Here is a 12666-nt window from a genome sequence, read left to right as displayed (position 1 = left end):
ACCATGCATTTCCTGAACCGAGCGAAGTCCGTCGGGGTGCTTTCGACCGCGCTCTGCGCGGTGCTGCTTTCCGGCTGCGTCAGCAAGCTGCTGACCAGTCCGCCGCCGGCGACCTACGATCTCACCGGCGTGCAGTCGGCGCCGGCCGTGAAGGGGCGGGCGTCGTCGCAGGTTCTCGTCCCGGAGCCGTTTGCCCTGCAGACGCTGGCGAGCCAGCGCATCGTCGTCACGCGTGGCGCGCTCGTCGCCTATTACCCGAACGCGCAATATCCCGACACGCTGCCCCGCGTGGTTCAGAGCCGGATCATCCAGGCCTTCGAGAAGTCGAAGGGCGTGCGCGCGATCGGTCGGCCGGGCGAGGGGTTGTCGATCGACTACCAGCTCCTGACCAACATCCGCAGCTTCGCCTTCAACGTCACGCCCTCGGGGCGCTTCGCCGAGATCGAGATCTTCGCGCAGATCATGAACGACCGGAACGGCAAGGTGGTGGAGGCGAAGCTCTTCCAGGCATCCGTACCGGTTGCCGAGGATACGGCGCCGGCGGCCGTCAACGGCCTCAACGCGGCGCTGGACGAGGTGCTGCAGCAGCTCGTGACCTGGGCGGTCCCGCGGCTCTAGGCGCCTTCAAGGCCACGCGGACAGCGATCCGGGCGAGAATGCGGTGTGGGCGCGCCGGAGGGCGGCGCGCTCCCTGATCGCTGAGCAAGCGCCAAATAGGCACGGACGCACACATGCCCCCGGGGGCTGCAACGTCTGGCCGATTGTCTTCGAAATTTGAGCGATTGAGCGACTTGGGCCAGCCGTCCGGTGCGTTGGCCGATGTCCATAAAAAACCAATCCCGCGCGAGGCGGGACAGGCAGGACATCGTCGATATCGGCAGTTCGGGACGCCGCAGGCGCGGCACCCCGTCAGGTCACGAGGAAGGCGGGCGAACCGGGCGCAGCAGGAACTGCGGCACGTGATCGCCGAGGCCGATCACCTTCTCGTCGTTGTCGCCATTGCGGTCGCGACGGTCCGAGCGGGCAGGGCGCTCGCGATGCTGGTCGCGATCACGGCGCGGAGCCTCCTGCGGGCGCGGCGCGGGCTCGGCCTTGCGCGGCTGCGGGGCTGTCTCCGCCGCCTTCGGAGCATCGATGACCTCGGCCGGCACTTCTACCTTCGCCTTCTCGGTGCTGCGCGACGACGAACGGCCGGAACGCGGCTTGCGCTCGCGCTCGCCACGCTCGTCGCTTTTGCGACCACGACCGCGGCTGGAGGACGCGCCCTCGTCGGACGAGACGACGTCCTTCACGTCATTCGTCCAGGTGACGTTGTCACCTGTCAGCTTCTCGATCGCGGCCAGGTACTTCTGGTCGGCCGGCGCGACGAGCGTGACGGCCGTGCCGGAGCGACCGGCGCGGCCGGTGCGGCCGATGCGATGGACATAGTCGTCCGCATGGGTCGGGATGTCGAAGTTGAAGACGTGGCTGACATCCGGGATGTCGAGGCCGCGCGCGGCGACATCGCTCGCGACGAGCAGCGTCAGGCGATTGTTCTTGAACGCGTCGAGTGTCGCCATGCGGGCGCGCTGATCCATGTCGCCATGCAGGGCGCCGACCGAGAAGCCGTGCTTCTCCAGCGAGCGGGCAAGGATGGCGACGTCACGCTTGCGGTTGCAGAAGATGATCGCGTTCTTCAGGTCCGTCGCGCCGCGGATCAGCTCGCGCAGGGACTCGCGCTTGTCGAAGGCCTCCCGGCCGGTATGGACGAAGAGCTGCGTCACCGTCTTCGCGGTGGTGGCGGGCTTCGCGACCTCGATGCGGACGGGATTCGACAGGAAGGTGTCGGCGAGGCGCTGGATCTCGGCCGGCATGGTGGCCGAGAAGAAGAGCGTCTGGCGGGTGAACGGAATGAGCTTGGCGATGCGCTCGATATCGGGGATGAAGCCCATGTCGAGCATGCGGTCGGCCTCGTCGATGACGAGGATCTCGACGCCGGTCATCAGTAGTTTGCCGCGTTCGCAATGGTCGAGCAGGCGGCCCGGCGTGGCGATCAGGACGTCGACGCCACGATCCAGCTTCTTCTCCTGGTCGGCGAAGGAGACGCCGCCGATCAGCAGGGCAACGTTGAGCTTGTGGTTCTGGCCGTATTTCTGGAAGTTCTCCTCGACCTGAGCCGCCAGTTCGCGGGTCGGCTCCAGGATCAGCGTGCGCGGCATGCGCGCGCGGGCGCGGCCCTGCTCGAGCAGCGTGATCATCGGAAGAGTGAACGAGGCGGTCTTGCCCGTGCCGGTCTGGGCGATGCCAAGGACATCGCGCCGCGAGAGCACATGCGGAATGGCCTCGGCCTGAATCGGCGTCGGCGTCGTATATCCGCTTGCCTCGACGGCAGACAACACTTTGGGGCTCAGTCCGAGCGTGGAGAAGGTCATGTTTTGAAAAGGGGCCCAAAGCCCGATGGGACGGCAAACCTCACGTCGCCATCGATGAAAGATGCACGCAAATACGAGGTTTTGCGTCGCCTTGTCAAATGTTTCGGTGAATCGCGGCGATTTGCGTAGCCGCCGGCGGGGTGCGGCTAGTTGCTGGCCGGGCCGAAACGATAGGCCTCGTCGTCACCAATGAACAGCTCGTAGCTATCCTTGGCGCCATCGGTGGCCGGATCGATCACTTCGAAAAACAGGCTGAGCCCGTCTTCGTCCGTCTCGATCACGACGTCGCCGATATTGCGCTTGAGCTCGACCATTTCCTTGATGTCGACCGTGCGGTCGATGGTGATCGTGCCATCCTCGGCGACGGCCAGCCACTGGATGAACAGCCGCGCGGTCGGCTCGGGGCCGCTGCGCACGATGACGACGCGATAGAGGCCCTTCTTGTCGTCCTTCTCCCAGGTGCCGACGGTGCGGACATCCTGCACCGTGCCGGAAAGCGCCGCGACGCCGTCCGAAATGGCATCGGCGCGCAGGGGAGCGACCGTGGCGACGGTCAGGAGGCAAGCCGTCAAGGCTGCGCGAACGATCATTTCATATCCTCCTGGAGCTCGGACGACGAAGCGCCCGCATCGCGGAAGCGCGAACCGCCCGAGGCCCGGCCAAATGGGCAGTCCGTGCCGCTTGTGCGACGATCAGATGTCGAGCGCGCCGACGAATTCGGCCCGATCCTGAATGAAGCGGAAACGCTCCTCGGGCTTGTTGCCCATCAACTGCTCGACGACATCCTGAGTGAGCGATACCTCGCCGTCAACGATGCCGATGCGCAGCAGCGTGCGCTTGTCGGGATCCATCGTCGTTTCCTTCAGCTGTCCTGGCAGCATCTCGCCAAGGCCCTTGAAGCGACCGATCTCGACCTTCGCCTTGCCCTTGAACTCCGTCGAAAGCAGCTCTTCCTTGTGCGCGTCGTCGCGCGCGTAGAGCGTCTTGCCGCCCTGGCTGAGGCGGTAGAGCGGCGGCACGGCCAGGTAGAGATGCCCCTTGTCGATGAGCATAGGCATCTCGCGATAGAAGAAGGTGATCAGCAACGACGCGATATGCGCGCCGTCGACGTCGGCGTCGGTCATGATGATGACCTTGTCGTAGCGCAGATCGTCCTCGCGATAATGGCTGCGCGCACCGACGCCCAGCGCCTGCATCAGGTCGGCGAGCTGCTGGTTCTGCGCCATCTTCTCGCGGCCGGCATTGGCGACGTTGAGGATCTTGCCGCGCAGCGGCAGCACGGCCTGGTTGGCGCGGTTGCGGGCCTGCTTGGCGGAGCCGCCTGCCGAATCGCCCTCGACGATGAAGATCTCGCTCCCCTGCGCCGCGCTCTGGCTGCAATCCGCCAGCTTGCCCGGCAGGCGCAGCTTGCGCACGGCTGTCTTGCGGTTGACTTCCTTCTCCTGGCGCCGGCGAAGGCGCTCCTCGGCACGCTCGATCACCCAGTCGAGCAGGCGGGAAGCCTCCTGCGGGGCGGCGGCGAGCCAGTGATCGAAGGGATCGCCGATCGCCTTCTCGACGATGCGGGTCGCCTCGGTCGTGGAGAGCTTGTCCTTGGTCTGGCCGACGAACTCCGGCTCGCGCACGAAGACCGAAAGCATCGCGGCGCAGGACGTCATCACGTCCTCGGCGGTGATCGCCGAGGCGCGCTTGTTGCCGGAGAGCTCGGCATAGGACTTGAGGCCACGCAGCAGCGCCATGCGCAGGCCCTGTTCGTGCGTGCCGCCCTCGGCCGTCGGGATGGTGTTGCAGTAGGAGCGGACGAAGCCGTCGCCGGGATACCAGGCGATGGCCCATTCGGCCGCGCCGTGGCCGCTCGCCTTTTCGGTGCGTCCCGCGAAGATCTGCGACGTGACCAGCTTCTCGTTGTCGAGCTCGGCCGCGAGGAAGTCCTTGAGGCCGGACGGAAAATGGAACACGGCCGAAGGCGGCGTCGCCGCATCGGGCTCGAGCAGTTCCGGCGCGCAGTTCCAGCGAATCTCGACGCCGCCGAACAGATACGCCTTCGAGCGCGTCATGGCGAAGAGGCGCGCCGGCTTGAAATGGGCACCGACACCGAAGATCTGCGGGTCGGGCCGGAACTTCGTCCGCGTGCCGCGCCGATTGTGGACCTCGCCGACGGTTTCGAGCGTCGAGGTCGGCAGGCCGCGCGAGAAGGTCTGGCGATAGAGGCGCTTGCCGCGCGCCACCTCGACCTCCAGCAGCTCCGACAGCGCGTTGACGACCGAGACGCCGACGCCGTGCAGGCCGCCCGAGGTCTCGTAAACCTTCGAGTCGAACTTACCGCCCGAGTGTAGCGTCGTCATGATGACTTCGAGGGCCGACTTGTCCTGGAAGCGGGGATGCGGATCGACCGGAATGCCGCGGCCATTGTCGGTGACGGTCACGCAGCCATCGGCCGAGAGCTCGACATCGATGAAGGTGGCGTGGCCGGCGACGGCCTCGTCCATCGAGTTGTCGATCACCTCCGCGAAGAGGTGGTGCAGCGCCTTCTCGTCGGTGCCGCCGATATACATGCCGGGCCGACGGCGCACCGGCTCGAGTCCCTCGAGGACTTCGATGTCGGCGGCCGAGTAGCTTCCCTCGGCCGAAGCGGCGGCGGTTGGCCGCCGGGCCGTGTCCTCGCGGGGGGGCTCCGCCGGCTTGACTGCACGCGCGGTTCCACCGGCTCCGAATAGATCGTCGATCTCTGCCATGGTCATCCGTTTTTGTGTGGTCTGTGCAATGGCGTGGCTGATGCGGCGAATCAAGACGGAATTTTGCCACGCCTGCGGGACTGGCGCGAGTGTGTTCCATTTTTGTTCCGGTTTGTCGACGCCGCCCGTCCATCGTCGCGCGAACCGGCGTCGAAGGGGTTGCTTGAATGCCGAAGGGGAGGCGCTACGATTCCATGTTGCGGTGGGGCAACACTACAATTGCAACTCGCCGGCAGGCTCCAGGGGCGGCCTCATTTGCCGCCTTTCAGCCATAAAGTGGAACGACCGTCGCTTTCATCCGGGGGCGGATAGGACAAACCTTGCGTATTGTCGGCAGAAAATTTCGTTGGTCTTCAAGGGTACACGGAGCTGTGATGGCGCGCGTAGTAGTTCGCGCCTGCAACCGCCTCGGATTCGCCCGAAACGAAGGCCATCTTCTGAACAACCCTGAATTCCGCGCTTTCGCGGACCTGTTAGAGATCCCCGCAACGGCGACCCTGAAGGCCATCCGGCCGACGGCGGGCGCGAGCGGCAAGAATGGTATGGCGTGCAATGCGATTCTGTAACGCGTTCGGCGGCGTCGCCCTTTATGGCATCACCGTTCTGGCCAGCCTCGGCGCATGGTCGGGCCCGGTCCTGGCGCTCGACGCCCGAACGCTGGACCGCAACGCCACACCGGGCGAGGCTTTCCGGTTCGGCTTCAACGCCTACAAGCAGGGTGACAAGTCCACAGCGGTGGAGGCGCTGACCTACGCGGCCGACAAGGGGCACGCGGTGGCGCAGTGGAAGCTCGGCCGCATGTATGCCGAAGGCGACGGCCTCACCAAGGACGACATGAAGGCGTTCGAGCTGTTCAGCGAGATCGCCGACGCCCATGCCGACGACAATCCGGACGCGCCTTCCGCCCGCTTCGTTTCCAATGCCTTCGTCGCGCTCGGCTCCTATTATCGCGACGGGATTCCGAACAGCAACATCCGTCCCGACTTCAGTCGCGCCCGGCAGATGTTCTCCTATGCCGCCTCCTATTTCGGCGACTCGGACGCGCAGCTCAGCCTGGCCCGCATGTATTATGATGGCGAGGGCGGCGATCGCGATCCGCGCCAGGCGGCGCGCTGGGCCAAGCTCTCCGCCGACAAGGGCAATGTCGGCGCCCAGGCCCTGCTCGGGCACATGCTGTTCGAGGGCGACGGCGTCACTCGCCAGCCCGTCGTCGGACTGATGTTCCTGACCATCGCGCGGGACCGCGCCCGGGCCGAGGACGCCTGGATCCAGAAGCTGCAGGAGCAGGCCTTCTCGGTCGCCACCGAGACGGAACGGCGCACGGCGCTCGCCATGGCCGACGACTGGATCGGCAAGAATCCGCAAAGCGTCCAATAGGCGCGCGTCGCGCCTGACATTCGCGCAACACCTTTCGATTGCATGATGTTCCGGGCAAGCTTGCCGGGGATGACGGCCTGCGCGCGCTTGCGGCGCTTCGACCAATTCGGCGAGGATTGCCCCTGTCACTCGTCTGCCGGACTCGGAGCCCTTTGGGCCGTTCCGTTCCGGAGATCGGGAGGGAGGCGATATGAAGAGCTGCTCGATTCAACGGGCCGTACAGGGCTGGTTGTCGAGGCTGCGTCATGCCGGTGAGTGCCTGCCACCCGGAGCCGTGCCGCGATGAACGCATGGCGTCGCTGTCTTGTCCCCGGACTCGTCGTCATCACGCTCCTGACGGTCGTCGCGCTTGGCATGACGTCGGGTCGGATCGGGCGTGACATCGGCGAACGGGTCGACGCGCAACTCGCGATCGATGGTCAGCCCTGGGCTACGGCCAATGTCAGCGGCCGCTCGGTGACCGTGATGGGAACGTCGCCGACCCTTCTCGCGCAGCGGCTGGCGGTCGAATCGGCCGAGCGGGTCTGGGGCGTTTCGCGCGTCGTCGACGGCAGCGGCGTGATCCCCCTCCAGTCTCCCTATCGATGGTCCGCCAAGCGGGACGGCGACGGCATCGTCATCGAGGGCTATGCGCCCTCGGACGAAGCGCGGCTCGCGATACTGGCTTCCGCCAAGCGGAATTGGCCGACGGCCCCGATCACCGAGACGCTGGAACTGGCGCGGGGGCAGCCGATCGGCTTCCTCGTGCTGACCGATTTTGCGATGCAGCGGCTGGCGGAGCTCGCCGAGGGCAGCGTGTCGCTGGTGGGGGCGGCGCTCTCGGTCGACGGCACCGCGCTCGACGAGACGCGCTTCACCGAGGCGGCGCAGGCCTTGTCGACGGGCCCCCCCGGGGGCGGGCAGCTGCGGAACGTGCGCGTCCTGCCGCCGCGCAGCGAACAGTTCGCCTGGCGTCTCGCCTATGACGGCAAGACCATCAGCATGTCGGGCTTCGTTCCGTCCGTCGCCGTCCGCCGCGACATCATTGACGCGCTGGCGACGTCGCTTCCCGGCACGCCGGTGGAGGACACGACCCAGCTTGCCTCCGGCGTGCCGGACGGATTCGCCTTCGCGTCGGTCTTCGCCGCCTACCAGATGGCGCGCCTCAGCACTGGCGAGATCCGCATCGATGGCGCGTCGCTCTCGGTCGAGGGCAAGGCGAAGACGGTTGCTGATTATGAAATGGCGCTCGCCGAGATCGAGGCGCGCAAGAGCAAGCGCGTCGCCGGCGTCGGCGTCGGCACCATCGACCTGCTGCCCGCCGCCGTCGATCCCTATGTCTGGCGCGCCGACCATGCCGGCGACTCCGTCGTCCTCACGGGCTATGTGCCGTCGATCGTCGCGCATGACGAGGTCGTGGCGACGGCGCGGCGCCTGTTCCCTGAGCATTCGATCAGCGACCATGTCCGCGTCGCGGATGGCGATCCGAAGATGGACTGGATCGGCGCGCTCAAATACGCCCTCGATCAACTGGTGCTGCTGGAGAAGGGCTCGGTTTCGCTCACCGGGCGCAAATACGACATCGTCGGCGAGGCCGCGTCCTCGGCCGCCTATTCGAGCCTGACCGAGGCGTTGAAGAAGACGCTTCCCGCCAGCATGGAGCTGCGCCGGTCGGCGGTGTCGCCAGGCGCGGTGTCGCCCTTCGTCTTCGCGGCGGCGAGAAGTCCCGATGCGCTGACGCTGAGCGGCTATGTGCCGACCGACGAGGTCGTGCAGAAGATCGTCGCCTCGGCGCGACCGAAGTTCGGTTCCGACCGCATCGAACTGCGGCTTCTCCTCGCCGGCGGGGTTCCCGATGGATTCGTCGATGCCGTCGACGTCGCCCTCCAGGCCGTCAGCCGGCTGCATGGCGGACGCTTTGATCTCGTTGATACGCGGTTGTCGCTGTCCGGCGTCGCGGTTTCCGAGGGCGCGCGGCAGGCGATCGAGGCCGCGTTGAAGGCCGATCTGCCGGAGAATTTCGAGCTGACGGCGTCCCTGATGGTCGCGGTCGGAGGCGATCCGCTGACCGGTCCGCAGTGCCAGCTTGCCCTGCGGAACGAGACCGAGCGCGAGAAGGTGCAGTTCGACGGCTCGACCGCGCGCATCCTGCCGGCGAGCTTCGGCCTGCTTGATCGGGTCGCCGCCATCGTCCAGCGCTGCCCGATCGCGACGGTTGAAATCGGCAGCCATACGGATTCGCAGGGCGGCACGCGCAAGAACCAGGCCCTCAGCGTCGATCGCGCCAATGCCGTCGTCGATCATCTCGTCGCCGATGGCTTGCGTCGCGAGCGCCTCAAGCCGGTGGGCTACGGCAGCAGCCGGCCGATAGCGTCGAATTCCAAGGCCGCCGGACGGGCGCAGAACCGGCGCATCGAGTTCGGGATCGTGGGGCAGTAGGGGGCGGCATGGCCTATGTGATCGTGAACTACTGGCCGTTCCTGGCTGTCGCGGCGGGCCTGGGTGTCCTCGTCGGATGGTGGGCGACGGGATCGCGTCGCGGTCTGCCTGCGGCCGATGCGGCGGGGGAGGATGCGGGCCGATGATCTGGCATGCGGCGGAAGTCTGGGCTGCGCTGGCGGTCTGCTTCATCTTCGGGGCCCTGGTCGGGTCCCTGTTTCATCGGACCGTGGCCCTGACGGGGGCTCGGCGGGCACAAGCGAACGTCATCCAGGCCCTCGATGGCGTCGTACGATCGCTCGAGCGCATTCTGATGCCCTGGCGCGGCTCGGTGCCGGCGACCCTGCCGCAGACCGTTCCCATCCCGCCGCCGGACTTTCGGCCTGTCGCGGACATTCCGGAGGTCATCCCGCCGGTGGAGCCGGCACGACATTGGGACGCGTTGCCGACCGTCGTTGCGGATTCAGCCGAAACCGCACAGGCTTCGCCTGCCGCAGCGGGGAGCGTCCCGCCTGCACACAGCGATGGGGCGGGGGGCGCGGATCCCGCGCTTGGCTTCCAGCCGCTGCCGTTGCCGGCACCGCGTAACGGCAGCGCGGATCCCCTGCATCTCATCCATGGTCTGACGAAGCGGCATGCGGGCCGGCTCGCCAGGGTCGGCATCTTCCACTTCAGCCAGATCGCATCCTGGACCCCGCAGGAGGTGGCGTGGGTCGCGGTCTATCTCAAGGCCGGAGACGCCATTGTCGACAAGGACTGGGTCGGGCAGGCGATGCATTTCGCCAGTTCCGACGAGCCAGTCCTGGAGCCGGAACCCAAGCCCAAACCAGGGCCCAAGTCAGGGCCCAAGTCGACGCCAAAGTCGAAACCCAAGGCGAAGCCGAAGCGCGTGGCGACGGCAGGGAAGGCTGGAAAAGAAGCCCCGGCAAAGGCCGCGTCGGTCAGCGGCGCGGTCGAGGCGGAGGGGAGCGCTTCGGCAGATTCCGTGGAGGCGAAGCCGGCCAAGCGAAAGCGGTCGGCCGTCTCGAAAGGTTCGGCTCCGAAGCGGGCGGCAACTGCCCGGCAGGCAAAGCCGTCGGGCATGGACGTAGGGAGCGACACGTCTGTCGCCGCCGGAGCGCCGTCCGGGCCAGGCCCTGTCGGTCAGCCCACGACGCCTGCCGAGGACTGAAGCGCATCATCGCGACGGCACGCCGTCGTGAGGTCGCAACGCCGGCGGCGGCGCGATGATCCGCATCGCGGGAGCGGGATGGGGCCCCGCCCTGTGGAACGACGCGCGTACTAGCTGCGGCCGCCGCGGTTGAGGTCGCGGTTGATGACCAGGGCCGGCTCGCCGAGGCGCGCGCGATAGACCTGCAGGTTTTCCATGCAGCGCATCACGTAGTTGCGCGTCTCGCTGAACGGGATCCGCTCGATCCAGTCGATGGCGTCGACGTTCGGATCCCGCGGGTCGCCATACTGCTCCACCCAGCTCATCACGCGGCTGCGGCCAGCGTTGTAGGCGGCGAACGACATGATGTACGAGCCGTTGAAGCCGTCGACGAGCTTGGCCAGGTGCGCCGCGCCGAGCGTGGCGTTGTAGCTGGCGTCGCTGGTCAACCGGTCGAGCGAATAGGGCAGGCCGGCCGACTTGGCGACTACCTTTGCCGTCGCCGGCATCAGCTGCAACAGGCCGCGCGCGCCGGCATGGCTGACGGCGCCGGGATTGAAGGCGCTTTCCTGCCGCGCGATCGCGTAGACGATCGACTTCTCGATGGCCGTGGTCTTGACCGAGCGCGGGATGGCCGCCGTCGGGAAGGCGAGCGTCTCGACCGGCAGGCCGCGCGTATAGGCCTTCTTGCCGATCTGCAGCGCGAGCTGGTGCTGGCCGCGCTTCTCCGCCAGCTGGGCGAGCAGCGCCATCTCGGCCGGGTTGGTCAGCGTCTCCGAAAGGCGGATATAGAACGCACGGGAGCGATCATTGTAGCCGGCGGCGGCGAAGCGCTGCGCGGCCTGAACCATCGGGCGGCTGTTGAAGCGCTTCTGCACGGCGCTGTCGGCCGCCGGCGGCGCGGACAGCTTCAATTGCTTGACGCCCAGCTTGCCGGCCGCGAGCTGGCCGTAGAACGTCGTCGGATAGGCGGCGGCCAGGCGGTACTGTGCCGTCGCCTCGGCCTTGTCGCCCATCGCCTCGGCCGCGCGGCCGAGCCAGTACTCGGCGCGCGACTGGCTGAGCGGCATGCTGGAGACGGACTGGATCGCCTGGAAATGGCGCCGTGCGGTCGCCGGATCTTTCAGGAAGCGAAGCGCGTACCAGCCGGCGTGGAACTCGGCGTCCGCCTGGTTCGAGCTCGATTCCGCCGCATGCTCGGCGACCAGCTTGTAGGCGAGCTTCGGGTGGCCGAGGTCGAGCAGTTCGCGCGACAGCACGCGGCGCTCGATCCACCAGGCGTCCGGGTCGACCAGGGCGGCGCCGTCGCGCGGTGCCGTCAGCATCAGCGCGGCGGCGTCGCGATAGTTCTCGCCACGACGCAGGAACTGGACTTTCGAATAGATGTAGCCGGGATCCTTGCGCAGTCGCGCCGGGACCTTGTTGAGCAGGGCGCCGGCATTCTTGTCCTTGCGGATGACGGCGGCGCGCGCCGCGGCCAGGTGCACATAGTCGCCACCGAGCAGCTTGCTCATGGCGACGCCTTCGGCCGCGTCATTGTCGTAGAAGAACCGGTCCATCCGCGCCTTGTGATCGGCGGTGGTCAACAGCGATCCGAACTCCTTGAGGATCGCCGCTTCCGTGGCCTGCGAGAACGAGTCCTTGCGCCACTTCGGCCGCAGCAGCGCGGCCGCGTCCTTCGTCCGGCCCGCGCTGGCATAGGCGCGCAGCAGCAGCAGTGTGCCCTCGTCGGAGCCCGGCGCCGTGCCGCCAAAGGCGTTGATGACGGTCGCCGGATCGGCCTTCATGCGGGTCAGGGCCTGCTCGGCGCGCCGGCGCAGCAGCGCCTGGTTGGGCCAGTCCGGCAGTTCCTGGGTGACCTGGGTGATCTGCTGAACGCTGACGTCCGGGCTGCCGCTCTGGGCGACCAGCCAGGCGATGATGTCGCGATTGGTCTTGTCGGGCATCATGCGGCCAAGCGCCTGGGCCTTGCCGACCTGGCCGCTCTCGATGAGCTTCAGCGCCGCATCCAGCCCGAGCTGGCTCGGTGACAGGCGCTCGACCAGATCGTTGGCCTGCGAGGCGGCGTCGGCGCGGGCGGGCCGCGCCGGTTTCGCGACGGGCGTGATGCCGGACGTGACGATCTCGCCGGAGTCACGACTCGGATTGGCGCGGGGGCGCGGCGCGTCGGACGCGACGGCTTCGCCAAGAACAGCCAGGCTGATCAGCGCGCAACCCGCCGCCTGCGTCAGCATCCACCCGCGCCGCCGCCCGTTGCGATCCGCTTTCACGACCATGACATCCCCTCTCCGTTCCTCGCCGCCTCCGTCGCGCAGGGCGACACGGAAACCTTCCGTGCGCGGTGCGCGCGGCGCAGTACTCGATCAACTCGTACCAGTCGTCCCAATCCTAAGCCGCCATGGTGAACAAAGGCTTGACGGAGGCGGTCTTCCAATGCGGAGGTGTTGCCCTGCCAAGGGGCAGCGACTATGTTCGCCGCCCAAGATTGGGCACAAAAATTCAGCATGTTGGACCGATCCGCCTTCGGTCAAGATCCGGGCGGAATTCGGCCAATTCACGGCAAAAGGTGGAAGCG

At 67.2% G+C, this 12666-nt stretch carries 10 protein-coding genes; 6 read left to right on the top strand and 4 right to left on the bottom strand.

Translation table 11 applies throughout. The features are described from left to right. Nucleotides 1-3 precede the first annotated feature (3 nt). Nucleotides 4-618, top strand: coding sequence for an ABC-type transport auxiliary lipoprotein family protein (locus G539_RS23570; protein ID WP_029073993.1), 615 nt, complete (start codon nucleotides 4-6; stop codon nucleotides 616-618). Nucleotides 619-914: 296 nt separating this feature from the next. On the opposite strand, the gene G539_RS0103625 is transcribed toward G539_RS23570, so the two are convergent. The 3 genes from G539_RS0103625 to parE form a co-directional block, all read right to left on the bottom strand. After that, complete coding sequence (locus G539_RS0103625) at nucleotides 915-2411, bottom strand: DEAD/DEAH box helicase (protein ID WP_029073992.1); 1497 nt, start codon at nucleotides 2409-2411, stop codon at nucleotides 915-917. Between the two features lie 146 nt (nucleotides 2412-2557). After that, nucleotides 2558-3001, bottom strand: a complete 444-nt coding sequence (locus tag G539_RS0103620; RefSeq protein ID WP_029073991.1) for a hypothetical protein — start codon at nucleotides 2999-3001, stop codon at nucleotides 2558-2560. Between the two features lie 102 nt (nucleotides 3002-3103). Next, complete coding sequence (parE, locus tag G539_RS0103615) at nucleotides 3104-5146, bottom strand: DNA topoisomerase IV subunit B (RefSeq protein WP_029073990.1); 2043 nt, start codon at nucleotides 5144-5146, stop codon at nucleotides 3104-3106. 374 nt (nucleotides 5147-5520) lie between these two features. Between parE and G539_RS26920 the strand changes: the two genes are divergently transcribed. The 5 genes from G539_RS26920 to G539_RS0103595 all read left to right on the top strand — a co-directional run bounded on the left by G539_RS26920 (nucleotide 5521) and on the right by G539_RS0103595 (nucleotide 10112). After that, entirely contained in the window at nucleotides 5521-5712 is a 192-nt protein-coding gene (locus G539_RS26920; RefSeq protein ID WP_156911773.1) for a hypothetical protein, read from the top strand. Further along, the gene (locus tag G539_RS0103610) at nucleotides 5699-6523 is read left to right on the top strand and encodes a tetratricopeptide repeat protein (RefSeq protein ID WP_029073989.1); all 825 of its coding nucleotides are present in this window, start codon (nucleotides 5699-5701) and stop codon (nucleotides 6521-6523) included. The genes G539_RS26920 and G539_RS0103610 overlap by 14 nt, the downstream gene beginning before the upstream one ends. A 282-nt stretch (nucleotides 6524-6805) precedes the next feature. Further along, nucleotides 6806-8941: an OmpA family protein gene (locus G539_RS0103605; protein WP_029073988.1), complete on the top strand. Its 2136-nt coding sequence runs from the start codon at nucleotides 6806-6808 to the stop codon at nucleotides 8939-8941. 8 nt (nucleotides 8942-8949) lie between these two features. Beyond that, nucleotides 8950-9087, top strand: coding sequence for a hypothetical protein (locus tag G539_RS26915; protein WP_156911771.1), 138 nt, complete (start codon nucleotides 8950-8952; stop codon nucleotides 9085-9087). Then, on the top strand, nucleotides 9084-10112 hold the full coding sequence (locus G539_RS0103595) for an NADH-quinone oxidoreductase subunit E (RefSeq protein ID WP_029073987.1): 1029 nt from the start codon (nucleotides 9084-9086) through the stop codon (nucleotides 10110-10112). The genes G539_RS26915 and G539_RS0103595 overlap by 4 nt, the downstream gene beginning before the upstream one ends. Nucleotides 10113-10222: 110 nt before the next feature. Here the strand turns inward: G539_RS0103595 and G539_RS0103590 are convergent, their stop codons facing one another. Then, a complete protein-coding gene (locus tag G539_RS0103590; protein WP_084639776.1) occupies nucleotides 10223-12367 on the bottom strand; it encodes a lytic transglycosylase domain-containing protein in 2145 nt (714 codons plus the stop codon). Nucleotides 12368-12666: the final 299 nt, after the last annotated feature.

This window comes from Kaistia adipata DSM 17808 (genome assembly GCF_000423225.1).
Taxonomy (GTDB): Bacteria; Pseudomonadota; Alphaproteobacteria; order Rhizobiales; family Kaistiaceae; genus Kaistia; species Kaistia adipata.
The sequence above is the reverse complement of the archived record's forward strand: the minus strand, read 5'-3'. Positions and strand labels throughout refer to the sequence as shown.